This window comes from Polyangium sp. 15x6 (assembly GCF_029960785.1).
Taxonomy (GTDB): Bacteria; Myxococcota_A; Polyangia; order Polyangiales; family Polyangiaceae; genus Polyangium.
The window spans coordinates 132,650-157,874 of sequence record NZ_JASBQE010000020.1; the positions used below are offsets into that span (position 1 = coordinate 132,650).

The following is a 25,225-nucleotide window of genomic DNA, read 5'->3' on the forward strand; positions in this document are numbered from 1 at the left end:
TGGAAGCGCGGCGCGGTCAGGGCGAGAGCTCGACGAAAAACCCGTCGAACCCGCCGGCGCTCTCGGGCTCGTCGAGGACGCCCGTGAGCTTGCTCTGGAAGCCGCCGACGAGGAGCGGACGGCCCGTCTTGGGGGAGACGTCGACGGCGGTGATCCCCTGGAGCCAGGCGTCGCCATAGTCGTGGCCCCAGACCACCTCGAGGGTCCCGCCGCGCAGCTTGAAGGCGCAGGCGTCGCCGTCGATGGGGCTCGATGTCTCGAGGACCTTGATGCCGAGCTGGATCTGCTGCGTGAAATAGCAGCCGATCACGACATCCCCGGCCGGATCGAATGCGACGCCGGTGCCGGAGTGGAGACCGGGTCCTTGGAATGCCGCGCTCCGGAGGAGCGCGCCGTCCGTCGACGAATAAAACGCGGCGAACATGTCCCAGACGAGCTGGTCGTCGTTCGTGTATTGCTTGCCGAGGAGGTCCATCGTCCCGCCGCGGAAATTGCCGACGACCGCGATTTCGCCGCTCTTCTCGGAGACGTCGATCGCGTCGACGACCTGGTCGCCCGACCCGCCCATTCTCTGCGCCCATTCCACCCCGCCCGACGCCGCGTCGAGGCGCGCGAGGAACATGTCGCTCCCCTGGGTGAGCTCGCCCTCGAGCGGCCCGAAGGAGCTCGCCCCCTCCATGCTTCCGGCCGCAAGGACGTCGCCGTCGTTCGTGACCGCGAGCGCGTTCACCGCCTGGGCCCCCTCGCCGAGCACCAGCGCCTGCCAGCGGAACGTGCCATCGCCCTTGTAGGACACCACGAACCCGTCCGCCGTACCCGATGCCGCGAGCGGTTCCTTGCCGTCGAAGCTCACCGACCCCGCGAACTCGCCGCCGAGGTACACGTTGCCCGCCGCGTCGAATGCGACGGCGTATGCCGCCTGGTGGAACTCGTCCCCGAAGGCCTTGATGTACCGGAGCGCGCCCTTCGCGTCGAACACGGCCAGGAACGCGTCACGCTCGTTCGACTTCGAGGTGTACGACTCGATCCCGATCTGGAGCGTGCCATTGAAAAAACCGGCCACCGCGACGTCACCGTTCGGCGCGATCGCGAGGCTCGCGACGTGGACGAGCGTGCCTTCCTTCCCCGGCACGAACTTGCCGGACCAATCCGAGACCTCTCCGTCGGGGCCGCGCCGGGTGAGCAGGGCGCGGCCACTTTTCGGCGCGCCCTCGGCCTCCGCCGCCCCCGACCCGAAGCCGCCCAGGAACACCACGCCGTCGCTCGAGGCCGCGACAGCGTGGAAGACGTCGTCCTGCGGGGTGACGACCCCATGCCCGAGGGCGACCGGCGACCCATCGCAGGTCACCTCCGCGCTGCATCCTTCGCCGAGCCCCGGCGGCGGCGGCGGCTCGTACTGCGTGACCGTGCATCCCCCCACGGAAGCGAGACCCGAACCTAGAACGACCGCAAGCGCAAGCTTCCTCATACGCCATCTCCCGTGGAGCGCCGGGTCGTCGCCTCCAAGCGGCGCGAGCTCGACGCAATGCGGCAGATTGTCGGGGCGCCTGGAAGCGGCGTCAATGACTGGAAATGTGTAATCTTTTTCGCGGGGAAGGCGCGAAGAGAGCGAGGCGGGGGAGATCAGCCGAGGGCGGCGATCGCGGCGTCGTAATTCGGCTCCTGCGCGATCTCGGGGACGAGCTCGGCGTAGACGACCTTGTTGTCACCGTCGAGGACCAGCACGGCGCGCGCCGCGAGGCCGGCGAGGGGGCCATCGGTGATCTCGACGCCGTACTCCTTGCCGAACGAGGAGCGGAACGCGGAGAGCGTCTCGGTCTTGTCGATGCCCTCGGCGCCGCAGAAGCGCTTCTGCGCGAAGGGCAGGTCCTCGGAGATGTTCAGCACGGTCGCGCCGATCTTCGACGCGCGCTCGTTGAACTTGCGCACCGAGATGGCGCAGACGGGCGTGTCGATGCTCGGGAAGATATTGAGGATCTTCTTGCCCGAGAACGACGCGAGCGAGGCCCGGGAGAGGTCCCCGCGAAGGAGCTGGAAATCGGGCGCCGCGCTGCCCTGCTTCGGCAGTTCGCCGGACGTGTGAATCGGATTGCCCTTCAGCGTGATCGTCGCCATGTGGATCGTCTCCCTGTTCGGTTTGGCGCGGAGTGTACACACAAGGACGAGCGCCACAAGGGGCGAAACTCTGCCTACGTGACGTCCGGGAGACCCTCGATACCCACGAGCTTCGCGCTGACCTCGTAGAGCCGGCGCTGGAGCGCGCGATCGTGCGAAGCCTGCGACGAGGCCTCCTCGTGCTCGTCGGAGAAATATTTGCAGGTGACCCCGGCGAGCGCGGGGTCGATCGCGAGCCGGACGGACGTCGCGGCGCCCTGCACGACCGTGCCCCCGCCCATCCCGAAGCCGCTGCGCAAAAGCTTCGTGCTGATGACGCCCGGATGCAGCGCATTCGACGTGACGCGCGTCCCCGCGAGGCGCCGCCCGATTTCGTAGGCGAAAAGCACGTTCGCGAGCTTCGACGTGGCGTACGCCGTATAACCGTGGAAATACCGCTCCGAGGTGAGGTCGGCGAAATCGATTTGCCCGCGAGCATGGGCGATCGAGCTCACGGTGACGATGCGGCCGCCGTCGCTCTTCTGGACGTGCGGGAGGAGCAGGTGCGTGAGCAGGAACGGCGCGAGGTGATTGACGGCGAACGTCGTCTCGAATCCGTCCTCCGTGAGCTTTCGCTCGTGCATGAAGACGCCGGCATTGTTGAGCAGCACGTCGAGGCGCTCCACGTGGGCCATGACGTCCGCCGCGAGCGCGCGGACCGCGGCCATCGACGAGAGATCCGCGGCGACGGGTACGAGATCGCTCGATCGGCTCTCCCGGGCGAGCACCTCGCAGACGGCCTTCGCTTTGGCCGCGGTTCGCCCGTGCACGAGGACACGGGCGCCGCGACGAAGGAGCTCGAGCGCGGTCTGGCGTCCGATTCCGTCGGTCGCGCCGGTGACGAGGACGATCCGCTGCTGGGACATGATGCTCTTGTGCCTCTGCTCCCCTCGCGCGGGAGCAAAAAGGGATCAGGGGAAGGGGATCAGGGCGTCAAGGTGCGGGGGCGGGCTCCGGCGGTCCGGCGTCCTTGACCGCGACGGAGCCGATGAGCGACATCGTGCGGCGTTCGTAGTTCGGGTCGTCGCCCAAAGACTCGAAATAGATCCGCGTCCCGTCCTCGGAAAAAACCGGATATCGCTCTCTCCAGGGGTTCTTGGTGAATCGACGGACGGCCTGCTGCTCGATGTCGAACAGGTACACGTCCCCGGCCTGGGTGAACGTGACGAGCTTGCCGTCGGGCGAGAAGCTCGGGTTTTCCGAGACCGACCCGGTCGCGAAGCGCTGGAGCTTGCCCGCCTCCACGTCGAAGATCGAAAGGTTGGTCCCCTCCATGACCAGCTTTTTCCCATCACGGCTCGCTTCGAGGAACGAAAAGCGCGTGTACTCGGGCACCTCGTAGAGCGGCTTCACCGCCGGCGGCGAGGCCCCGAGGTCGGCGACGTACAAGGTCTGGGGCGGGGGTTTGGGCGCGGGTTTGTCCGATTCCTCCGCGCCCGGGGCGGCCGGGTCGTCCTGCGGAATGGCCTTGTGCAGGAACGCGAGGCGGTTCGGGTCGAGCCAGGCGAAGCCCGAGAAGATGCCGCCCTCGGACGCGCGCTCGTACAGCGTCTTGCCGTCGTCGAGCGAGACGACGACCAGGCTGGCCGGGCAATCGCGGCAGGCCCGATCGTAGAGCGCGGTCGCTTTGCCGCCGGGCGCGACCTTGGGCTGGGAGTATCGATGGTCCTCGTCGAGGCGCAATCGCCGCGCCTTGCCGTCGGGGTCGACCACGGTGAGCGTCTTCGCCCAGCCGAACAGGTCCTCCGCGAACACGACGCGCCCGCCGTCCGGCGCGGCCGCCGGATAACTGAAGAGGTGATAGCCGCTCCAGAGCAGCTTTCGTTCGCCGCCGGGCGTTCGCCATTCGAGGGTTTCGAGCCCCGTGATCCACGAGAGGTTCATGGTGCGCGGCACGACGAACGGCGTGATGGCCGCCGTCTTCACGAGAAACCCGGGCGCGGCCGATCCGCCGAGGGCGTCGTCCGCGCCGATGACGCTGTGGTAGGTGACCTTCGCGGGGCCCTTGTCGAAGTCCTTGCGGCGCTTCTCCAGGTCCTCGTAGGCGCGCTGCGCGTCTTCGAGGCGGCCGCCGCGGACCTCGACGTATTTCTTCGCCTTGGCGACGTGGTCGGCGAGCTTGATGTCGTTGCCCTGGAAAATGCTCTGGATCGCCGGGTGCTTGACCAGGTGCGGCACGACCTGATCGAAGGCCTGGAGCGCGAGCGTGTCCGCGAGGTGGCGGAAGGCCTCGCTCTTCGTATGGCCGCCCGACCAGCTGACGAGGCGGCCGCTCTGCGCGACTTCGTCGCGGACGTGGCGCAGTTCGAACGAAGCGTCGGCGCGAAGCTCGAAGTAGCCGCCTTCGACCGGATGCTCGATCATCTCGGGGGTCAATTTGGCCTTGACGACGAACGCGGCGCGGAGCTTCTTCGCGGCCGCCTCGGGGCTCTCGCTCTCGCGCAGGACGTCGAGCACCTCGGGGTCGCCGCCGCGCACGGGCTCGAAGCCGATCGCGTCGAGGCGCTGGCAAAGCTCGTTCACGAGCGTGGCCGAGGCGCGCGAGCCGTCCCAGAAGTGACCGTCGAGGTCGACGGCGACGACGACACGCAAGGGCTCGGGCTCGCCGAGCGAGCGCAGGCCGAAGAACCCGGCCACGCCCACGAGCGCGGCGAGCGCGCCGACGACGGGCCAGAAGCGGCGCTTCTTGGGGACGAGCTCCGGCGGGATCTCGGTCTCGGTCTCGGCAGGCTCGGCGGGAGTGGTCATGGCCGTACGTTCGCGCATAACCTCGCAGCGGGCGGGAGGCAATGGTAGCGTTGCCGGCCCGAGGCGGGGGGAGAGGACATGCTCGGGATCGGAGACACCCTGGGGGGGCGGTTCGAGCTCGTGCGGCTCGCCGAGAGCGGCGGGATGGGCGAGATTTACGAGGCGCGGGAGCACGCGACCGGCGAGCGGCTCGCCGTGAAGGTGCTCCGGCCCGGCCGCGAAGAGGCGGCCGAGCGCTTCGAGCGCGAGACGCAGATCCTCTCCACGTCGTCGCACCCGCATATCGTGCGGTACGTGGCGCGCGGGGCCCTGCCGACCGGAGAGCCCTGGCTCGTGATGGAATGGCTCGAAGGGGAGGACCTCGCGAGCCGGCTCCGGCGCGGCCCGCTCGGCGTCGCGGAGGGCGTTCGATTGCTGCGCGTCGCGGCCGAGACGCTCGGCGCCATGCACGCGCGCGGCGTCGTGCATCGGGACGTCAAGCCGAGCAACCTGTTCCTCGTGGGCGGGCGCATCGAGGGATTGAAGGTGCTCGATTTCGGCATCGCCCAGCTCCCCGGGGCCTCGCGGCTGACGGATACGGGGCTGATCGTCGGGACGCCCGGGTACATGGCCCCCGAGCAAGCGCGGGATCGGGAGGCGGTGGGCGCGGGGGCCGACGTGTTTTCGCTGGGCGCGGTCCTCTTCGAATGCCTGACCGGCAGGCCCGCATTTCGAGGCGGGACGTTCCTGGCCGTCATGAGCAAGACGCTCTTCGAGGAGCCGCCGCGCTTGCGGGAGCTCGTCCCGCGCGCGCCCGAGGGGCTCGAAGAGCTGCTCGCGCGAATGCTTTCGAAACACCCGGCGGATCGGCCGGCCGATGGCCGGGCGGTCGCCTCGGCCCTCTCGCATGCGTGGATCACGGACGACGTCCCGGCCCCGGAGCGGCCGCGGCGCGCCATGACCGGGAGCGAGCGCCGCATGATCGTGCGGCAACCCATCGCGGAGGGCCCGCGGCTCCTGCTCGGAAAACCCACGCCGTGCGTGGGCCGGGAGCGCGACCTCGGCATGGTCCTGCAGATCTTCGACGAATGCGTGGAGGACGGGGTCGCGCACGCCGTGCTCGTGGTGGCGCCGCCGGGGATGGGCAAATCGCGCCTCGCGCACGAGCTCTCGAGGATGCTGCGCGCCCGGGGCGAGCCCCTCTCGATCTGGAACGCGCGGGCCGATCCGCTCCGGCAAAGCTCGGCGCTGGGCCTGCTCGGCCAGGCCCTCCGCGTCGCGTGTGGCCTTCGTGAAGGTCAGCCGCTCGAAGCGGCGAGGGACGCGCTCTCCGCGCGCATCACGACGCGCATGGGGCCCGCGGGGCGGCCCGTGGCCGAGGCGCTCGGCGAGATCGTGGGCGCGCCGTTTCCGGACGCGGAGAACACGCTTCTCCGCGAGGCGCGCAAGAATGCCCAGCTCCTCGCAGATCGAATCCAGGACGCCTGGCTCTCCTTCCTGCAAGCCGAATGCAGCGCGGCGCCGGTGCTGCTCCTGCTCGACGATCTGCAATGGAGCGACCGGCCCACGGCGCAGCTCGTGGACGCCGCGCTGCGGGAATGCCGGAGCTCGCCGTTCTTCGTGCTCGCGCTCGGGCGGCCGGAGGTCCACGACGCCTTCCCGAACCTCTGGTCGAAGCGGCGTTTTTACGAGCTCCGGCTCCGGAAGCTCGGCCCGAAAGCGAGCGAGGAGCTCGTCCGGCACGTGCTCGGCGAGGCGGCCTCGGAGGAGACCGTCGCGCGGATCTGCGCTCTCTCCGACGGCAATGCGTTCTACCTGGAGGAGCTCATCCGCGCGGCGGGGGAGAACCGGACGACGTTGCCGGAGACCGTGGTCTCCATGGTGCAATCGCGGATCGCGCAGCTCGACGGCACGGCGCGGCGCATGCTCCGGGCGGCCAGCGTCTTCGGGGAGACGTTCTGGGTCGGCGGGGTCGTGGCCTTGATGGGCGAGAGCCATCACGCCTCCGAGGTGCAGGCAGCGTTCGCGCGGCTCATGGACGGCGAGGTCGTCGTGCGGGTGCGCGAGAGCCGGTTTTCCGGCGAGGAGGAATATCGCTTCCGGCACGCGCTGCTCCGGGAGGGCGCGTATTCGATGCTGCTCGGCGAGGATCGCGCGCTCGGCCACCTCCTCGCCGGGCAATGGCTCGAACGGCACGGCGAGGAGGACCCGTCGGTCCTGGCGGAGCATTTCGAGCGCGGCGGCGACCTCGAGCGCGCCTGCCATTACGAGGCCCGCGCGGCCGAGCGGTCGTTCGCGCATTTCGACCTGGATGGCGTCCTCCTCCATGCAGCGCGCGGGGTCTCGTGCGGAGCGACCGGCGAGGTGCTGCTCACGCTGCGGAGCTGGCAGCTCATGGCCCATCATTACCGGTGCAGCATCACCGAGGAGGTCCTCTGCCTGGGCGAGGAGGTGCGGGCGCTCTCGCGGCCGGGCAGCGCCGCCTGGTGCAGGGTCACGTTCGTCCTGTGCTCGTACTGGATCTTCGCCGGCCGTCGGGACCGCGTGATCGAGTTTGCGGCGGACATCGCCACCACCCAGCCGGACCACGCGGCCCGCACCATGGCGATGGAAATGGCGTCGATGCTCGTCACCGGAATGGCCGTGGCCGGCGAGCAAGCGATGACGCGTGACATGCTCGCCTACGTGCGGCGCGCCGAGGACGCCCTGGAGGAGACGGACGTCCGGGAGCGCTGCCATGCCTGGCAGACCCGGGCCACGCACCTCATGTTGCTGGGGCTCGATCCCTGGAAGGCCCTCGCCCTCTTCCGCAGGGTGGCCGCGGGCTTCGCGGAGGTGGGGGATCTCCGGCAAATGATCTATCCGCAATGTGGCGCCGCGCTCATGCTCATGTGGATGGGGCAACGCAAGAAGAGCGAAGAGCTCGCCCGTGAAGCGCTGACCGTCGCCCGACGCGTGGGCGATCCGCTGATGATCGCGCAAGCCACGTGCGCCATCCAGTGGGTCCTGATGATGCTCGGCGACGTTCACGACGCCGAAGAGCTGAAGCGCCTGACGCGCGAGACCATCGACCTCTGCCCCGGCTCCACCCTGTTCGCCCGGTTCGCCCACGGGTGCCTTTCGAGCGCATTGCTCCACGAGGGGGACCTCGTGGGCGCCGAGGCGGAGGCACGCGTGGCGCGGGAGGCCCTTTCGACCATGCCGAGTTATCGGCTCCCCGCGTCGACGTTCCTCGTCACGTCCCTCCTCCGGCAGGGCCGCGCGGCCGAGGCGCGTGGGATCGCCGAGCAGGACTTCGAGCGGCTCTCGGCGCAGGGATGCATGGGGCTCACCGAGAGCCGATTTCGCCTCGCCGTCGTGGAGGCCCGCATGGCGACGGGGGACCTGGAGGCGGCGCGGGAAGCGCTGGCCCAGGCGCGAGAGAGGCTCCTGTCGACGGCGGAGAGAATCGGGGATCCCGCATTTCGACGGAGCTTCCTCGAAGACGTGCCGGCGCATCGGAGGACGCTCGCGCTCGCGGAGGAAATGGGCCTCGGAGGGGCGCATTGAACACGGACCAGGGTCTCTCGCAGGCCGAAGCGAAGAGGCGCCTCGCCCTCCACGGACGCAATGTGATCCTCGGCGCGACGCGCCGCTCCGCCGCTCTGGAGCTTCTGGCTCGTTTCAAGAACCCGCTCATTCTCCTTTTGCTCGCGGCGTGCGTCGTCTCGGCGGCGACGGGGGACTTCGAGAGCTCCACGATCATCATGGTCGTGGTCCTCTTGAGCGTGGTGCTCGATTTCGTGCAGGAGCACCGCGCCGGCCGCGCGGCCGAGGAGCTGCGCAAGGCGACGCGGGTTCACGCGACCGTCGTGCGGGACGGCGCGGCACGCGACGTGCCCACCGAGGAGGTCGTCCCCGGCGACGTCGTGCTCCTCGCGGCCGGCGACCTCGTCCCCGCCGATGGAACGCTGCTCGAAGCGCGCGACCTCTTCGTGAATCAGGCGCTCCTCACCGGCGAGCCCTATCCCGTGGAAAAACACCCCGGGCCGAGCGCGGACGCCACGCATGCGGACGGCGCCACGGCGGCGGTCTTCATGGGCACGTCCGTGATCAGCGGCAGCGGCAAGGCATTGATCACGCAGACGGGGACGAACACGGAGGTCGGCAAGATCGGCGTCGCATTGACGCGGCAGCAGCCGCCCACGGCATTCGAGCTCGGCACGCGCAATTTTGGCCTGCTCATCCTGCGCCTCGCGATGTGGATGGTGCTGTTCGTGCTGCTCGTGAACCTCGTCCGCGAGCGCACGTGGCTGACGTCGTTCATGTTCGCTCTTGCGCTCGCCGTGGGGCTCGCGCCGGAGCTCTTGCCCATGGTCGTGTCGGTGACCCTGGCGCGGGGCGCGCTGCGGATGTCGCGCAAGAAGGTGCTCGTCAAGCGGCTCTCGGCCATTCACGACCTCGGGAGCATGGACGTGCTCTGCACGGACAAGACGGGGACCTTGACCGAAGCACGCATTCGCCTGGAAAAACACCTCGACCCGCAAGGCCAGGACAGCCCGCGCGTGCTCGAGCTCGCCTACCTCAACAGCCATTTCGAGTCGGGCCTGCGGAGCCCGCTCGACGAGGCGATCCTGCGGCACGAGGCGGTCGACGTCCGGGGCTGGGAGAAGCTCGACGAGGTGCCGTTCGATTTCGAGCGGCGGCGCATCTCGGTGCTCTTGCGGCGAGACGGGGACGTGCGGCTCGTCGTGAAGGGCGCGTTCGAGGAGATCCTGCGGGTCTCGACGCATTACGAGGGAAACGGGCCCGAGTACCAGCGTCCCCTCGACGCGGCGGCGCGGCGCGCCTTTACCAAGCGATTCGAGGACCTCGGGCGCGAGGGATACCGCGTGCTCGGGATCGCCTGGAAAGCCGAGGGGCCTGGATGCCGGCACGTGGTGACGGGCGATGAGACCGAGCTCGTCTTCGCAGGCTTCGCCGCATTCGAGGACCCGCCGAAGGAGAGCGCGGGAGCGGCGCTCCGCGCGCTCCGCGACGCGGGCGTGTCCGTGGTGATCGTGACGGGGGACAACGAGCACGTCGCCGCGCACGTCTGCAAAACACTCGGCGTGGAGGTGCGCGGATGCCTGACGGGGACGGAGCTCGACGCGCTCGACGTGCACGCGCTCGGGGCGCGCGTGGAGACGACGAATCTGTTTTGCCGGCTCTCCCCGACGCAGAAAAACCGGGTGATCCTCGCCTTGAAGAAACGAGGGCGGGTGGTGGGTTATCTCGGCGACGGGATCAACGACGCGCCGTCGTTGCATTCTGCGGACGTGGGGATCTCGGTGAACAGCGCGGTGGACGTGGCGAAGGAGGCGGCGGACATCCTCCTGCTCGAACAGGACCTGTCGGTGGTGGCGGACGGGATCGTCGAGGGGCGGCGGACGCTCGGCAACATCCTGAAATACATCCTGATGGGGACGAGCTCGAACTTCGGCAACATGTTCAGCATGGCCGGCGCCGCGTTGTTTCTTCCCTTCCTGCCGATGCTGCCGGCGCAGATCCTCTTGAACAATTTTCTTTACGACCTCTCCGAACTGCCCATCCCGACGGACCGGGTGGACCCGGATTTCGTGGCCCGCCCGCACCGGTGGGACATGCCGTTCATTCGTCGGTTCATGCTGACGATCGGGCCGGTGAGCTCGCTGTTCGACTTCGCGACGTTCGCGCTGCTCTTGTACCTGTTCCAGGGCGACGAGCGGCTGTTCCAGACGGGCTGGTTCGTGGAATCGCTGGCGACGCAGGTGCTCGTGATTTTCGTGATCCGGACGCAGGGGAGCCCGCTTCGGGGAAAGCCGAGCGGAGCGCTCTTGGTGACGAGCCTCTTGGTGGTGGCATCGGCGATGCTCCTGCCGTTCACGCCGATCGGGCCCAAGGTGGGGTTCGCGCCGCTGCCGCCGATGTTTTTTGCTGTGCTCGTGCCGCTCGTGGTGGCGTATCTGGTGACGGTCGAGGTGGTGAAGCGGTGGTTTTATCGGCGGTTCGGATGGGCTTGAGAGGCCGCCGATCGATGGGGTGACGTGTGGTTCGTGTACATCCCGAGGCCGTTCGCCCTGGCATGCGAGCTGCCCTTCGGAACGCATGAAGACCAAACAACGAATGACCATGGCCATCATGGCCGGCGCGAGCTTGCTGCTCGTCGCGACCCTTGCGAACGCGCTGCCCGCCTACAGGATCGTGCGACTTTACTATACCTCCAGCAGTTATACGACCGTCGTGGGGCGTGAGACGGTCATGACCTGCTTCGGCCGGCCCAGGGGCAACACGCTGCGTGGAATACGCACGAACCATTTCTGCGAGCTCGAGATCCGGTGCGGGCCCCCGCGGCCTGGGGACTCGCCCTCGGAGTCGATCTGCGAGAGCATCGAGTGACGCGGGCTGCACCTCTCAGGGAATGACGTCCCACCTGTCCGACGCGCCGACCCCGGTCGTCACGAAGATCGGGGTGCCCAACATCCCCGATTGCGCGCTGCCGCCGTATGCGACGGAGAATGCGTGCGGCGCGGCGATGCTGATCCGCCACTGCTGGCCGCCCACGGAGCGATCACAACGCTGCATCGTGACCAGGTCTCCGGGCGATGGCTCGACCACGGTCATGCACATCGGTTCCCGCAGCAACCTGCTCAGGCCGACGGAGCGAACGGCATGGAGGCCCCCAGGGAGCTGGAAGATGTCCCATCGCTGAAGCAGCGAATCACCACAATCTCCGTTCCTGACGAATGTCTCCGTCGCGCGCATGCAATTGCCCGTCGTGCTGCTCTTCAATTTCACGGCGCTGGCGGTCAATGCCTCCGCTTCCTCCGCCACGCTCCCCGCTTCCTCGCCCGCCTCCCCGCATCCCGAAAGCGCGAGCAGGCTCGCCGCGACAGCCGCGTACCCGACCGATGTTCCTTCCTTCATCGCGCCCCTCCCTTCCAGGATCCATCATCCGAGGTCCGACGGTGGCAAGATGGCGCATGCCGTCGACCTCATGATTTCCTCCCCTATGGCACGATCCACCATTTCCACTTCTGAACGGGGGGCGGCGCCAGCGGCGGCGCGTTCACGGTGAGCGGCGCGCCCGCAGCGTTCCCCCGCAAGAACGACGCGGCAGCGCCCGCAGGGGACACATACCAGATGAAATGCGACACCCCCGGCCCCGTACCACCGCCGACCTGCCAGCGCGCGGTGGCAGGATTCGCACAGTTGGCCCGCATGACGGCGCCGCCGACGGGCAGCATGCATCGGTTGACGCCGGCGCCGGGTGCGGCCGAGCGGATCCTGTAAAGCCCCCCGGCACCCAGCACGAGGTCCCATCGAAAGGCTCGATTTTGCTGCTGGCAAGGGCGGTTGCTGCGAACGACCAGGTCGCCGAGGGCGGCGACATACGCGCAGTTCCCCGTGGATTCATTGCGCAGCAGCACGTTCGCGACCGTCTGCGGTTGCTCGGCTTCCGCCACCCTCTCCGGGGTCTCTGCCATCGCCACGCTGCACAAGGACAGCATGGCGGCGCCGGCTGCGACGACGAAACCCGCGCTCGATCCATATTGCATGACGTCCCCCCATTCTCTTCGGCCACGCGACGTACCCGCCGGAGCTCGAAGACCCTGCGAGTATTTCATCGAGGCGCGCCGGCTGGCCGTCAAGGACAGCGTCCGCTGCAGGGGCGACGGCCGCTGCCTCCGTCGGGAGGACGCGTATCTCGTTCACGCCCGCAACCGGCGATCGTCCTCCATGGCCTCGTACACCGAGTAGGGAATGGCTGGCCGTCCGCCGAGGACCTGGTCCCACGCCGCTCGCATCTGCCGCGCGCAGCGAGCGGGCGGCATGCGCCCGGAGGCCGTCGCGAGCCCCGGACAGAGCACCGTCCGAATGGGCTCGGCCGAGCTCTCGTTGTGCGAGAGCACCGCGAGCAGCGCGGCGCGCATCGCGAGGTAAGCATTGACGGTGTCGCTCACGTCCGCGGGGACGCGCATGGTGGGCGCGCTGATGCACCAGGGAATGGCCGGGTGGCCCGTCGGAACGACGAGGGCCTGGCCCACGGGAAGCTCGCCGCCGAATCGCGTCGCGAGCGTCGCCCGCAATCGCTCTTCGAGCTGGGGGCCCAGGTGGTACGTGTACACCGCGTCGATGCCGCCATCCATGAAGCCAAAACTATTGGCGGGGCTTACCACCGCGTCCGCGCGGAGGTCGATGGGATCACTCGCCGTGACCGGGCCGGGTCGATCGGTGAAAATATCGCCATGGGAGACGGTGACCCCCGGCACGCCGGCGAACTCCTCTTGCCAGGCGTGCACCAGCGCTCGGTTCAAGTCTCGTAGGTGAATCGAGAGCGAGATGGGCATGGGTTGAACGAGGATGCCTCACTTCGCCTCCACGCGCGACTCTAAGGCGGCGTGCAATCCACGGAGAGGAGAGCCGCCGTGCCGTCGTCGGCCATGGGGAGCGGGACGAGGTACCGTCGGCCCGTCCACACGGGGTTTCGAACGGCGAGGACGTTGGGCACGAAGGGCCCGAGGTCGATAATCTCGAGCTCCGCCGGCACGTCGGGCGCGGCGCCTGCCTTGTGCCGCCCGAGGATCCGCTGCAAGCCCTTCTGGGAAAACACGAGACCGAGCTCGTCCCCGTCCGCCATTTCTTCTTTCGGCGCGCTCGGCGGGACAGCAGGCGTCGCGCCCGCGCCGGGCGACACGGTGTACCAGGATTCGAGGAAGTGCGTATCGGGCCTGTCGAGCGCCGCGAAGCGAAGCTGGACGGCGCTGTCGGATTCCCAGTGCACACGATGGACGGTGGGCGCGAAGAGGTTGGTCTGGATGTGCGTGGCGCACGCGCGGGGCTGCGCCGCGGAGACGTCGAGCCATTGCAACACGAACGGCCGGACGTCGCGCTCGCTCGATGAGGGGGGCACCTGGACGAGGATGAATCCCCCGTCGTCGCGTGTGGCCGAGACTTCGACGCTGCTCGGCCCGTCGAGGTCGAGGAGGGTATCGGCGACCAGCGTCCCCTGCGCGTCGAGGAACAGGCCGAACCATTGGCGCGCCTCGACTTCGCGTCCCGAATGGACGAGCACGAGCGCGCTCGTCGAGCCCACGAGCACGTCGCATCCGCGCAGCCAAGGATAAGGCGCGGAGGTCCACGTTGTGCCGCGGGCCTTTCCCTCGGGGTCGATCAGGCGCACGGATACATGGTCCCCGTCCTTCGGCCAGCACGCGACGGCCCCGAGGGGGCCGACGCCGAGCCGCACGCCGTCGCCGACGAGCCCGATTCCGAGGGGGACGCGCTCGACGCGACAGCGCGGCGCGCCCGCGGTCGCGCGGGTCGCGGGAGGGATTGCCGCGAGGGAACGTGGTGCCGTGGAGGCGGTCGTGGGGACACACGGGGCTTCGGTTCGACGGGGTGCGGAGGGGGCCGGGGGCGATATGCTTGCCGAGGAGGGCACGGGCTCGCCATGTGGCGCGGTGCGGCCGGGCGCGGGCTGCGGGGCGCATCCGGGCGAGAGGGAAAGGAGGAGGATGGGGAGTAGGAGGGGCGAGCAGGGAAACGGGGGGTTCATTGGCGGTCCGGGTGGACCTCAGCGGCCGCCGCGTCCTTGAGGGATTGAATGTACGCGAAGCGCTTGTAGGCGCGGCTCATGTAGGGGCTCGATAGGGAGGGGATGCTTTTTTCGATCTGGAAGGCGCGCTCGGCGAGGCGGTCGGCTTCGTCGAAGTCGCCCTTCTGGGCCAGGACTTCGGCGAGGTCGCCGTAGAGGCCGCCGAGGAAGGGGTCGTCGGGGCCGAGGCGCACTTCCGCCAGGCGGATCGCGTAAAGAAGTGTGGACTCGGCTTCGCTGAAGTCTCCGCGGTCGGAGACCACGAACGCGAATACCCTGAGCGCACTGACATACTCCAAGCTGCGCGTCCCAGGGTCGCGGCTTGCGGAGACCAACGAGGCGTTCACCCATGCCTCCGCATCGTCCACGTTTCCGTGGAGAAGCGCATCCTTGGCGGCAAAAATAGTCACCCATACGTGGCGCTTTCCTCCATAGGGTTCACCCGCAGGCCAGATCCCGCGGCGACCGAGTCCGCGCCACAAGAGCGGACGCCAAAGTATATCCCATATGGGGGGGACGTGCGTCTCCACCAGGCGCGCCACGGCGGCTCCGGGATCTGCGGCACTTCGCATCGACCGCTCGAAATCGATCTCAGGAACGCCGCAGCGTAAGCCGAGCTCGATCGCTTCGACGGCCTCTGGCTCCAGCCCGGCGAGCGCCACAAGCCTCCCCGGAGAGCGCGTCCCCAAGGATGCAATTGCCGTCCGCGCCTCGACCAGATTGCGACAGCGACTGTTGATGGTCCATGGGTGACGCAAAGGCCAGTCACCAACCCAGAAGATTCTGGTCTTGACGCGAAATTCAGCGAGCGCCCGCGCCACTCGGCGTGGGTCATCGGCATCATGCGACATGAACCACGCGCGCCCGGCCCCGCGAATCGTCTGCACGAGCTTCTCATGTGAGCACTTTGCGCTCAAATGGATGAGCCGCCTACCCGGCAAGGCCGCATGAAAGCAGGCCTCCAGGTTGTCCCCTATCCATCCAATTTCGAGCACCCGCGCACAAAGCGCCGCCCGGATCCCAAACACGGCATGCATCGGCACCCCCGGCGGGCACTCGTGCCGATGCGATATCCAATCAAAAAAATCAAACGCCTTCCGGACGAGCGTGACCGACGTCTCCGCATCACACCAGAGGATCACCTTGAGCCTCCGCCGCGCGAACACCGGCCTCTGCATGTTCAGCCAGTCCGCGTCCTCCGCCCGCGGCGCGAGAACCATCACCGCACCCTCCGGCACCTCGTACACGGCCCGCACGTCCGTATAGACCTCGACGTCCGGATACGTCGGCAAGAGCGCGAGGACGAGGTCGCGCAGCCGCTCCGGGCGCGCGTGATCCACGAGGATGAGCAGGCCCCGACCCTGGCCCGCCAGCCTCAGCTCGCGGAGGATGGCGTCGAGCCAGGCTCCTTCACGAGGTGCATCGTCAGGAGGGGGTGCGGGTAATACCATTCCGACTCGTTGGGGTACGGGAGAAGCGTGCTATAGGTCAGAAGTTCCTGCGCCAGCGGATGCTCCGGCAAGCGGTGCTCGGGGTCGGCGGCGATCTCCTCCAGCATCTGGATGTGCCCCTTGTGCAGGCCTATCTCGTGCTGCCGCCGTATCGTGTCCAGCACACCCTTCACGGTCTTCTCGGACGCGACGGCCTCATCCGCGTCCCAGGCAAGCTCGGCGACCGCCTGCACGAAACGAATGAAATCACGCGCTCGACCGCCCGAACGATACGCGAGCCGCCGGAGGAGGTCGTCCGGGATGAGCCGCTGGTTGTTCCTTTGCTGAATGTGCTCGACCCGGCGCTCGAAAAGCTTGCAGAAGAAATCCACCCCCGGTCCTGGCTTTCGAGGGTCCGATTGGAGGAGAACCGGCTCGTTCACGAGGACGCAGACCGCGCTCCAGCCGCGGATGGCGGCCGTGGACGGGTGGTGCCGCAACGCAAACGGTCCGCAAACGATGCTCGGGCATTCGAGCTTCGAGATCATCTGCGAATCGACGAAAAGCGCCTTGGCTCGTTCGATGTCGCGAATCCGATCGAGCCCGTCGATGACGAAGAGCACCGGACGGCTCTTGCGGCGCGCCTCGGTGACGAGGTTGTTCACGCACCCGAGCATGGTTTGCATGTCCGGGTCCTGATCGGGCAGGTCACGCGCGCTCCGACCCACGGGCAAGCTCAATTTGAGCGCGCCGAAAGCATCCGCGACGAGCTTGCCCATCACCGGCACCGCCGCGGCCGACGCGCCCGTCGCAAGGGCGACGCCGCCCGAGGCCACCGTGAGCAGCGCCTTCGTCAAGACCCCCACGTCGACTTCGGCGGCCCTCGGCGTGTCGGTGCGCCGCGCCGCGCGGGACCAGGCCTCGGCGAAATCCCGGACGAGCGCCTCCGGCAGCTCCATCCCACATTGTCGGCGAAATGTCGCGATGAGGTGCAAACCCGCGAGGAAACAGACTTCCCACGGGCTGATCTTTTCGAGCGCGCTCGGGTCCTGGACGACGTCCGAGAAATGCCGTTGGAGGTCCAAGAACACGACGAGCTCGGCGTCCCGACGCTGCTCGGTGAGCCGTAAAAGCTCCGTCGTCTTGCCCGTCCCCGTCGTCCCCGTGAAGAGCACGTGCGGCGTACCGAACGGCCTTCCGAGCGCCTTCACGATCTGCGTGACGGGGCCATCGGTCCGATCCACCCGAATCCGGCTGTCGTACGCAGGCTGCTCGGGATCGAACAGCTTGTAGACCTCCTCCCAGTCCTGCCTCGCCGACATGCGCGCACCCTACCATGCCCCGGCCGGCAGGTCGCGCTTCGGCGCCGCGCCGAACGCCCCACTTCGCTCGCCCCTTCACGCCCGGCGCACCGGAAAATCCCTCCCCGACCGCCCGGACCTCCCTTCGGCGCGTCGCCAAGCGCGACCCGCGCCGCCCCGACCTCCGCTTGGCGCACCGGAAAACCCCACCCCGACCGCCCGAAACACGCCTTGGCGCTGCGCCAAGCCCTGATCCGCTCGCGCCGACCTCCGCTTGGCGCATCGCCAAGCCTTACCCCGACCGCCCGGAACACGCTTCGGCGCGTCGCCAACCGCGCCCCCGACCGCTCCGACCTTCGCTTGGCGCACCAGAAAACCCTTCCCCATCGCCCCGACCTCCCTTCGGCGCGTCGCCGCTCCGTTTTGGAGCACGCCCGCTCCGTTTTGGAGCACCGAGCCGCTCCGTTTCGGAGCACTCCCCCCTTGGTCCGCCCCATCCCACCCTGCTTTTCCGCGCATTCCATCCTGGCACTGCCCTTGCTGCATCACCTCCCGAACCCGCCGCGCGGCATCCCGCCGCGCGTGTTTCAGCGAGGTGTTCCCATGCCGATCAACAATTCCCCCGCCAAGCTCCCCCGCGCCCAGAAAGCCACCATCGGCCGCAAGCTCCACGACAACCTCACCCTCCGCGCGCAAAAAGGCCCGCCCGAGCCCACGCTCGACGCCTTCATCCCCCAGGTCGACGCGATCACCACGCGCCTCGAAACCCACGTCGTCGGCAAAGACGAGACGAGCGCCGCGCGCGCCGCCCTTGCCGACCGCGGCGAGAAAGCCGATATCGAGGTCGATACCCTCGCCCGGCACATCGAGGGATACATCGACATCGAGGCCAGCCGCCGGGCTGGTCCCCACGTCAGCTCGGCCCGCGCGCTCCACACCGCCGCATTCCCGCGCGGGCGCGCATTCCTCGATGATCACGTTCCCGACGAGAACCGCGAGATTCGACGCGTCCTCGCCGTCCTGCGCGCGCCCGAGCATGCGCCGACGCTCGCCGGGATTTCGTTTCCAATGGTATGGCTCGATCGCCTCGAATCCGCGGTCGGAGAGAGTGACCTCGCGCTCGCCGAGAAAGCCACGGCGCGCGGCGTCCTCGGCGATCACATCACCCTGGGCAAGGACGCGGAGGCCGCGTGGGTCGATGTCGTCGGGCGCCTGCGGAAATACCTCGATTGCCGCGCTCCGGCGGGGAACGTCGAGGTCGCCCTGGAGAACGGCGCGATCCTCGCCCCCCTGAACGACGCGATTGCACACGCCAAGGCCCTCGCCACCGCGCGCGCGACGCGCCGCAAGAAGAAGCCGGCCGCGCCGGCCGCCGAGCCCACCGCCTGACCTCACCCTCCCCGAGCCCTCCCTCTTCACGCGTGGAGAGGGAGGGAGTTTTTCCCCTAAGGCGCCCGATACCTCAACGTCACCCACACCGTCCGCCCCGGCAGCGGAAACCCCAGAAAGTCACTGACGGGCACCGCGACGCTCGTCCGCGAGAGCGGCGACGGCACGCGCAGCGTCCGCACGTCGAACAGGTTCTGCACCTCGACGCCGATGCGCAGCGACGGGATGTGCGGGACGTCGAGCGAGGCGCCCGCGCCGTGGAACAGGCGCGGCGGGACCAGGATCGTGCCCGCCGTGTCCACCGTCGTGCCCGCCACCGCGTCGATGCCGTAACGAAGCCGCACCGGGCCGAATCGATACGCCGCGTCGTACGAGAGGTCGTGCAGCGGACGGCCCGGTAAGGGTCTGCCACGCGCGAGCGGATCCTCGCCGAGGTTTTCCGTGTGCATGAGCGTGTAGCTCAGCGTGGTCGACAAGCGCGCCCCCGTGAGCGAGGCCGAGACCTCGGCGCCCGCGATGCGCGCGGCGTCGACGTTGCCCGCGCGGAACGTGCTGCGGCCGAGCGGCAAGAAGACGATGAGGTCACGCGCCGACGTGACGAACCCGACGAGCTCGTAGTGGAACGACACGCGCCCCGCCGCGACGTCGCCATGCACGCCGACGTCGGCCGCGAGCGCGCCCTCGACACGCAAGCGCGGGTCGCCGAGCAAGCTGCCACGATCGCCGTAGAGCTCGACGAAGCTCGGGAAGCGGCGAAGGGCGCCCGCGTGTGCCGAGAGGATCGCCGCGTCGGCGAAGCGGTACGAGGCGCCGACGTGGCCACTCGGGACGAGGTCCGTCGCCATGGGGTTCGTGTCGTCGGTCGGGGAGAGCGAGGCAGGGACGTCGGTCGCGCGGTCGCGTCGCGCGTCGAGGCGCGCGGTGGCGAAGAGGCGCAGCGGCTCGAACGGGCGCGCTTCGAGCTCGACGCCGAGGCCACCCGCGAGGCGCGAAGCCGTGACGCCCGCGAGCACGGTGCTCGTCTCGGGAGGCGCGAGGGACTCGCCGCGGAGGTCGAGGAAGACGCCGAGGCTCGAGCGCGCGAGGCGCGGGAACACAGCGCGGTAGCCGAGGGAGCCGCCCGCCGCGAGGATCGATTGCCGCGCGTCGATCGCGACGCGCGTCGGATCGATCTCGCCGTTCGGATCCGAGAAGGTCGCGCCTTCGCGTCGTCCCCACGCTTGCAAGCGGAGCGAGCCGCGGAGGACGTCACGCACGGTGGCGTCGACGCCGACGACGAGGCGATCCGTTTCGAGGCGCGGGAGCAACGTGGGGAAGGTGGCCGAGCCGGGCAAACCCACGCGTCGCGCGTCGGCGAGGAAGGTCGCGCCGATCGTGCCCCACGAACGCTCGAGCGCGACGCGGCCGATCGCACCCGCGGAGACGGCGCTCGCGTTCGTGCGCGTGCGCGTGTCGAGTTTTTCCGTGCGCGGGTTCGTGATCTCGTACGGGAAGTCGCCGTCCGAGCGCGCGCCGAAGACGCCGAGGCCGATCGTGACGTCGCCGATCTTGCGCGCATCGCCGGCGCGGACCTTGAGCGCGCCGAAGGAGCCGGCGAGCACGTGCCACTCGGTGCGCGCGCCCGCGAGCGGCGTCGGCGGGTCGATGACGAGGACGCCGCCGAGGTAGCCGGTGGCGCCGAGCGAAGCAGGCGCGAAGCCGCGGTAGACGCGGAAGCTCGCGCCGGGCCAGAGCGGGAGCGAGCCTGTGTCGAGCGAGGGATCCGCGCCGCTCGTGAGCGGGATGCCGGCGAGCAAGACGCCGACCTGCGTGGAGGCCGAGCCGCGGATGGAGAGCGTGGACTGCGCGCCGTCGGCGCCGAGGCGACGTACGTGCACGCTCGGCAGCTCGGCGAGCATGGAGGCCGCGTCGACGGGCTCGCGGGCACGTTCGTCGCTCGATGCGCGGGTGACGAACGCGGGCGCGGTGGAGCCACGAACGGTGACGTCGAGCGGCGCGGGCTTCGCCGGTGCTTCGTCCTCCTCGGCGGCCAGACCACGCGCAGGAGCCACGAGCGTCGCGACGAGCGCGGCCGCGACGAGGGAACGTGCGCTCGCGCGAGAGGACATGCCGATCCGGGTCGAGGGTCACCCGTGATGCACGGGGACGAACCGCGCCGCTCGTAGATCGATCCTCACCGCGAGGCGAGCATTCGCTGCGTGGTTGCCGCCCTCGACGCAAAAAGCCGCGAAAAGCGGCGTCTTTCTGGAAACACGAGTTACCACCGAGCGAGCGAGTTGATGCTGGTTCCTTCCTTCCCGGAAATTCTCTTGCTACGAAGGTTCCATGAAGACGCGCACGACACACCGCTTGCTCGCTGCAGGTCTCGCTGCTGCTGGGGCCTTCGTGGCGTACTCGCCGGACGCCCACGCCGTCGACTGGGTGATCAAGAGCCCTTCGCAGCACCCGGAGTACCGGGCCGAACTCGAGCCGCACGCCAACTTCATCCTCTTCCGGCGCCGCTACAGCGGCGTGTACGGGCGAGGCGCCGAGCTCGGCGGTGGCTTCCGCGCCACGATCGAGCTCGCCGATCCGATGTTCATCAAGAAGATCAACAACACGATCGGCATCTCGTTCGGCGTCGACTTCACCGAGTGTCGCTACTGCCGCTACTACCGCGACAACTACGCGATCTGGTCGCCCGTGGCGCTCCAGTGGAACTTCTTCCTCACGCGGAGCTGGAGCGCGTTCGGCGAGTTCGGCGGCATCATCCGCAGCGAGGGCGCCTTCCGCTACGTCGACATCGACCCGGCCATCTGGGTCGGCACGCGTATCCACTTCAACAACGACATCGCGCTGACCTTCCGCCTCGGGTACCCGATGTTCAGCGTGGGCGTGTCCTTCTTCGTCGGGAGCTGACGGCCCCCTCCAGGCGGCCCGGCTCCCCGCCCCCCGGGGACGGGCCCGCCCGCGCGGGGCCTTCGCGCGCCGCGCGCCTCCCCTCGCCCCCTCGTTCGAGCCAGAAAGCACGGTAAAGCTGGTCATCCGAGCTTATCTCGCGCGTGCGGATCGTCCGCCGGGCAGGTAAACTGACGTCGATGTTCGGGATCCTGGCCCTCGCCTTGCTGATGGTCGTCCACGAAGGCGGGCACTTCCTCGCCGCGCGTGCGTTCGGGATGCGCGTGCTGAAGTTCTCGATCGGATTCGGACCGACGTTCTTCAAGGTCTCCCCGAAGGACGGTTACTACTGGTTCACGTCGGCCGCCGAGAAGGTGAAGCTGCGGCTCTGGAAGCACGACGCCGAGAAGCAAGGGCCGACGGTCTACCAGGTCGCGATGATCCCGTTCCTCGCGTACGTGCAGATCGCCGGGATGAACCCGCTCGAAGAGGTGGACCCGAAGGACAAGGGCAACTTCTCGAACGGGAGCCTGTGGGGCCGCATCGTCACGATCTTCAGCGGCCCGCTGGCGAACTACCTGTTCGCCTCGGTGTTCTTCTTCGGCGCGACGCTCTACGGCGGCAAGGCGGCCGAAGCCGTCATCAACAACGAGCGTCAGCTCCTCACGTACGTCGACGCAGTGCCCGGAAGGCCGGCGCAGGCGGCGGGAGTGCAGCCGGGCGACAAGATCGTCGAGGTCGCGGGCACGCCCGTCACGACGTGGAACGAGATGGCGGAGCAGATCTCGAAGCGTCCGGGTGAGCCGATCAAGGTGGTGATCGAGCGCAAGGTCAACGAGAACCACGAGGAGCGGAAGACGCTCGACGTGACGCCCGAGAACGAGGGCGGCAAGGGCAAGATCGGCGTCGCGCCGCACAAGCTGCCCGTGCCGATCAAGGAGGCGGCGATCTTCGCGCTGACCGAGCCGCCGAAGGTGGTGAAGAGCATCGGCGCAGGTCTGTCGCAGCTCTTCCGCGGCAACACGGAGGACCTCGGCGGCCCGCTGCGGATGATGAAGGAGACCGAGGACGCCGCAAAGCAAGGGCTCGCCGCATACCTGTGGCTGCTCGGGGTGCTGTCGGCCTACATCGGGATCTTCAACCTGCTGCCGTTCCCGGCGCTCGACGGCGGGAGGCTGGTGTTCCTCGCCTACGAGGCGGTGACGCGGCGCAAGCCGAACGCGATGGTCGAGGTCTACACGAACGGCTTCGGGATCCTGACGCTGCTCGGGCTCGCACTGTACATCACGGTCTTCAAAGACGTGCCGCACATGCTGTCGAAGTGATCACGATGGAACGCACGCTGCTCGGCGCCACGCTCGCGGTGAGTCTGCTCGTCGGGGCCTCGGGCTGCGTGACGCCACGCGTGAGCCTCGCCGAAGGTCCACGCGAGTACGTCGCGACGGACTACGAGAGCGTGCTGCGGAAATGGACGCGCACCGAAGATCTGTTCGCGGTGAGCGAGCTCGAAAACTACCTGACCGCGACGGCGACGTTCGAGTCGTGGGACTTCCGCTGGGCCTACGTCGTGCGGTACGTGCAGGACTACCGGCTCACGATCGATCAACGGAAGAAGCTGCTCGAGCGGACGCTCGAGGAGACGCGGCAGCGGCATCAGTTCTTCGTGGCACTCTACGGCGGCGAGCGTCGGTTCAACGATCTGACGAAGCCCGACAGCGCATGGATCGTGCGGCTGATCGACGACACGGGCAACGAGACGGCGCCAGAAGAGATCATCGCCATCACGAAGCCGAACGCGCTCGAGCGGACCTACTTCCCGTACAGCACGGTGCACCGGCAAGCCTTCCGGATCCGCTTCCCGCGATCGACGCCAGAGGGAAGGCCGACGATCTCACCACAAGCGAAGTGGTTCGGAGTCCGCTTCGCCGGCGCCCAAGGCAACAGCGAGCTCGTCTGGACGATCGAGGAGACGGGTCCCACGGATGGCGCGAGCGCGAGTGATCCGGCAAGCCCGAACGCGCCAGCCGCAGATCCGCGCAGCACGACGACGGCCGTGCGCTGAGGGTTGTTGTTCTGGGGGACGTCGCGCCGGGGCTCTGCCCCGGGCCCCGCGGGGGCTGTTCGCCCCTCGACCCGAACCAGCGCAAGCGCTGGACTCGGGATGGAAGAACCGCGCGATGCGCGGTTCTTCCACAAGCCGGTGGCAAGACCGTCTCGGCCCGTTCGATGAACTGCGCATCGCGCAGTTCATCGACCCTGGGTCCAGCCCCTGGCTGGTCCGGGTCCAGGGGCGGACAGCCCCTGGTCGGGCCTGGGGCGAAGCCCCAGCGCAACGGCATCAGCGCGAGAGCAACTCGGCGACGAGCGGGATATCCGCCGCGAGCTCGAGCGCGAGCTTGCGGTCCGCGACGAGCAGGAGCGCGCCCGAGGCCTTCGCGCGTGACGTGAGTGGCGCGGGAACGCCGGCCCAGAGTGCGTCCGCGAAGAGGAGCTCTCCTGCACGCGCCTCGCCGACGACGGCCGGCGGCTCGCCCTCGACGATCTCGACGCCGCCTCCGACCACGAAGATCAGGCCGGGCATCGGATCGTTCTCCTGCGTGATGATCTCGCCCGGCTCGACCACGCGCATGTCGAGACGCGTGGCGAGGCTGTCGCGGGTCTTCGCGTCGAGCCCGCCGAGGGCGCCGAGCGCGAGACCTGCGCGCGCCTGCAAGCGATCGGCGGTCGCCTTGCAGTCGTCGAGGACCCACGGGCACGAGCGCAGCGCGTGGTCGAAGGTCGCATCGTCCCACGAGGCGATCTTCGCGCCGCTCGCGCCGGTGACGAAACGCATGGAGAAGCCGCCTTCGAGCGAGCCGCGCGACGTCGAGAACGAGCGCGGGCCCGCGACGTGGCCCGGCACGGTCGCGTCGGCCGCGTAGACGGACGCCTCCCCCGCGATCACCAGCATCACGCCGAGCGCGCGCGTCTGGCCGGGGCCGAGCTCCTCGAGCTTCGCGGCGCGCGAGAGGGCGCGCTGCACGTCCTCGGGCAGGTCCGTGAGCGGCTCGATCGCTTCGAGCATCACGTCGCCGATGCGCGGCGGTCCCGAGGAGAGCGGCGCAGGTTCGGCAGCGGCAGGAGGCGCCGCGGGCTTGGGCGCTTCGGCCGGGGGCTGCGCCGCGTCGGGCTTGATCGCGGCGAGCGCGGCGCGACCGGTGGTCGCTGCGGCGGAAGGGCGCGGCGGCGCGGGCGGCGGCATCGTGGTGCCGGACCTCTTCATGGCGTCGGGGACCGCGGGCGCCGTCTTCGCCGGCGGAGGCACGGCCCAGGCGGGCTCCTTGTCCGGCGCCGGTTGTGTGGCGACGGTCGGGGGCTTCGGCACGCGGAGCGCGCTCGCCGCGATGGGGCTCTGGAGCGTGTCGGCGAGGGCGCGACGCGCGGCGGGGTTGATGCCGCCGATCGCGGGCTTGGTCGGGGCGGGGGCCTTCGGGGCTTCGGGCGGCGGCGCATCCGCCTTGATGACGGGCGGCTGCGTTTTCGCCTCGGGGCGCGGTTCGACGACGGGCGGAGAAGGCGTGGTGGCGGGCCCCGCGGACTTCTGCAAGGGGGCCGCGGCGGGGGCCTTCGGGGGCACGCTCGGCGCGCGCGGGCCCTGCTTTTGCGCGACGGCCTGGGCCTGGGCGGCGAGCTGTCCGGGCTGCGGCGCGGCGGCGGGCTCGGGATCGACCGCGCCGGCCGCTTCGGCTGCGGGAGCCTGCGGCGCGGCAACC

18 protein-coding genes and 1 pseudogene are annotated in these 25,225 nt (G+C 69.1%); 7 read left to right on the forward strand and 12 right to left on the reverse strand.

All coding sequences use genetic code 11. The features are described 5' to 3' along the window. Nucleotides 1-16: 16 nt before the first annotated feature. The 4 genes from QHF83_RS17315 to QHF83_RS17330 form a co-directional block, all read right to left on the reverse strand. Nucleotides 17-1,468 carry a hypothetical protein gene (locus QHF83_RS17315; protein ID WP_282418952.1) on the reverse strand — a complete coding sequence of 484 codons (1,452 nt, stop codon included), beginning with the start codon at nucleotides 1,466-1,468 and terminating at the stop codon, nucleotides 17-19. Between the two features lie 155 nt (nucleotides 1,469-1,623). Then, entirely contained in the window at nucleotides 1,624-2,115 is a 492-nt protein-coding gene (gene tpx / locus QHF83_RS17320; RefSeq protein ID WP_282418953.1) for a thiol peroxidase, read from the reverse strand. A 74-nt stretch (nucleotides 2,116-2,189) separates the two neighbouring features. After that, nucleotides 2,190-3,020, reverse strand: a complete 831-nt coding sequence (locus tag QHF83_RS17325; protein ID WP_282418954.1) for an SDR family oxidoreductase — start codon at nucleotides 3,018-3,020, stop codon at nucleotides 2,190-2,192. 67 nt (nucleotides 3,021-3,087) lie between these two features. Beyond that, the gene (locus QHF83_RS17330) at nucleotides 3,088-4,902 is read right to left on the reverse strand and encodes a hypothetical protein (protein WP_282418955.1); all 1,815 of its coding nucleotides are present in this window, start codon (nucleotides 4,900-4,902) and stop codon (nucleotides 3,088-3,090) included. Between the two features lie 78 nt (nucleotides 4,903-4,980). On the opposite strand from QHF83_RS17330, the gene QHF83_RS17335 reads away from it, so the two are divergent. From QHF83_RS17335 to QHF83_RS17345, 3 genes are all read left to right on the forward strand, one after another. After that, entirely contained in the window at nucleotides 4,981-8,430 is a 3,450-nt protein-coding gene (locus QHF83_RS17335) for a protein kinase (RefSeq protein ID WP_282418956.1), read from the forward strand. Next, nucleotides 8,427-10,901: a magnesium-translocating P-type ATPase gene (gene mgtA / locus QHF83_RS17340; RefSeq protein WP_282418957.1), complete on the forward strand. Its 2,475-nt coding sequence runs from the start codon at nucleotides 8,427-8,429 to the stop codon at nucleotides 10,899-10,901. Before QHF83_RS17335 ends, mgtA begins: the two co-directional genes overlap by 4 nt. Nucleotides 10,902-10,986: 85 nt before the next feature. Further along, on the forward strand, nucleotides 10,987-11,277 hold the full coding sequence (locus tag QHF83_RS17345; RefSeq protein ID WP_282418958.1) for a hypothetical protein: 291 nt from the start codon (nucleotides 10,987-10,989) through the stop codon (nucleotides 11,275-11,277). 15 nt (nucleotides 11,278-11,292) lie between these two features. On the opposite strand, the gene QHF83_RS17350 is transcribed toward QHF83_RS17345, so the two are convergent. The 6 genes from QHF83_RS17350 to QHF83_RS17375 form a co-directional block, all read right to left on the reverse strand. After that, nucleotides 11,293-11,805: a hypothetical protein gene (locus QHF83_RS17350; RefSeq protein WP_282418959.1), complete on the reverse strand. Its 513-nt coding sequence runs from the start codon at nucleotides 11,803-11,805 to the stop codon at nucleotides 11,293-11,295. Nucleotides 11,806-11,888: 83 nt separating this feature from the next. Next, on the reverse strand, nucleotides 11,889-12,437 hold the full coding sequence (locus QHF83_RS17355; protein ID WP_282418960.1) for a hypothetical protein: 549 nt from the start codon (nucleotides 12,435-12,437) through the stop codon (nucleotides 11,889-11,891). A gap of 153 nt (nucleotides 12,438-12,590) precedes the next feature. Continuing rightward, a complete protein-coding gene (locus QHF83_RS17360) occupies nucleotides 12,591-13,196 on the reverse strand; it encodes a macro domain-containing protein (protein WP_282418961.1) in 606 nt (201 codons plus the stop codon). Between the two features lie 74 nt (nucleotides 13,197-13,270). Beyond that, nucleotides 13,271-14,062 (reverse strand): hypothetical protein, encoded by a 792-nt coding sequence (locus tag QHF83_RS17365; RefSeq protein ID WP_282418962.1) that lies wholly within the window; start codon nucleotides 14,060-14,062, stop codon nucleotides 13,271-13,273. A 371-nt stretch (nucleotides 14,063-14,433) separates the two neighbouring features. After that, complete coding sequence (locus tag QHF83_RS17370) at nucleotides 14,434-15,816, reverse strand: tetratricopeptide repeat protein (protein WP_282418963.1); 1,383 nt, start codon at nucleotides 15,814-15,816, stop codon at nucleotides 14,434-14,436. A gap of 35 nt (nucleotides 15,817-15,851) precedes the next feature. Continuing rightward, entirely contained in the window at nucleotides 15,852-17,228 is a 1,377-nt protein-coding gene (locus QHF83_RS17375; protein WP_282418964.1) for a hypothetical protein, read from the reverse strand. 582 nt (nucleotides 17,229-17,810) lie between these two features. On the opposite strand from QHF83_RS17375, the gene QHF83_RS17380 reads away from it, so the two are divergent. Further along, nucleotides 17,811-18,596, forward strand: coding sequence for a hypothetical protein (locus QHF83_RS17380; RefSeq protein WP_282418965.1), 786 nt, complete (start codon nucleotides 17,811-17,813; stop codon nucleotides 18,594-18,596). Between the two features lie 56 nt (nucleotides 18,597-18,652). On the opposite strand, the gene QHF83_RS17385 is transcribed toward QHF83_RS17380, so the two are convergent. Beyond that, on the reverse strand, nucleotides 18,653-20,704 hold the full coding sequence (locus QHF83_RS17385) for a TonB-dependent receptor (RefSeq protein ID WP_282418966.1): 2,052 nt from the start codon (nucleotides 20,702-20,704) through the stop codon (nucleotides 18,653-18,655). Between the two features lie 217 nt (nucleotides 20,705-20,921). Between QHF83_RS17385 and QHF83_RS17390 the strand changes: the two genes are divergently transcribed. From QHF83_RS17390 to QHF83_RS17400, 3 genes are all read left to right on the forward strand, one after another. Then, complete coding sequence (locus QHF83_RS17390) at nucleotides 20,922-21,494, forward strand: hypothetical protein (protein WP_282418967.1); 573 nt, start codon at nucleotides 20,922-20,924, stop codon at nucleotides 21,492-21,494. Between the two features lie 179 nt (nucleotides 21,495-21,673). Next, nucleotides 21,674-22,798, forward strand: coding sequence for a M50 family metallopeptidase (locus tag QHF83_RS17395; RefSeq protein ID WP_282418968.1), 1,125 nt, complete (start codon nucleotides 21,674-21,676; stop codon nucleotides 22,796-22,798). 5 nt (nucleotides 22,799-22,803) lie between these two features. Beyond that, nucleotides 22,804-23,535: a hypothetical protein gene (locus QHF83_RS17400; RefSeq protein WP_282418969.1), complete on the forward strand. Its 732-nt coding sequence runs from the start codon at nucleotides 22,804-22,806 to the stop codon at nucleotides 23,533-23,535. A gap of 276 nt (nucleotides 23,536-23,811) precedes the next feature. Here the strand turns inward: QHF83_RS17400 and QHF83_RS17405 are convergent. After that, nucleotides 23,812-25,225: pseudogene (locus tag QHF83_RS17405) on the reverse strand (hypothetical protein); the annotation flags it as partial.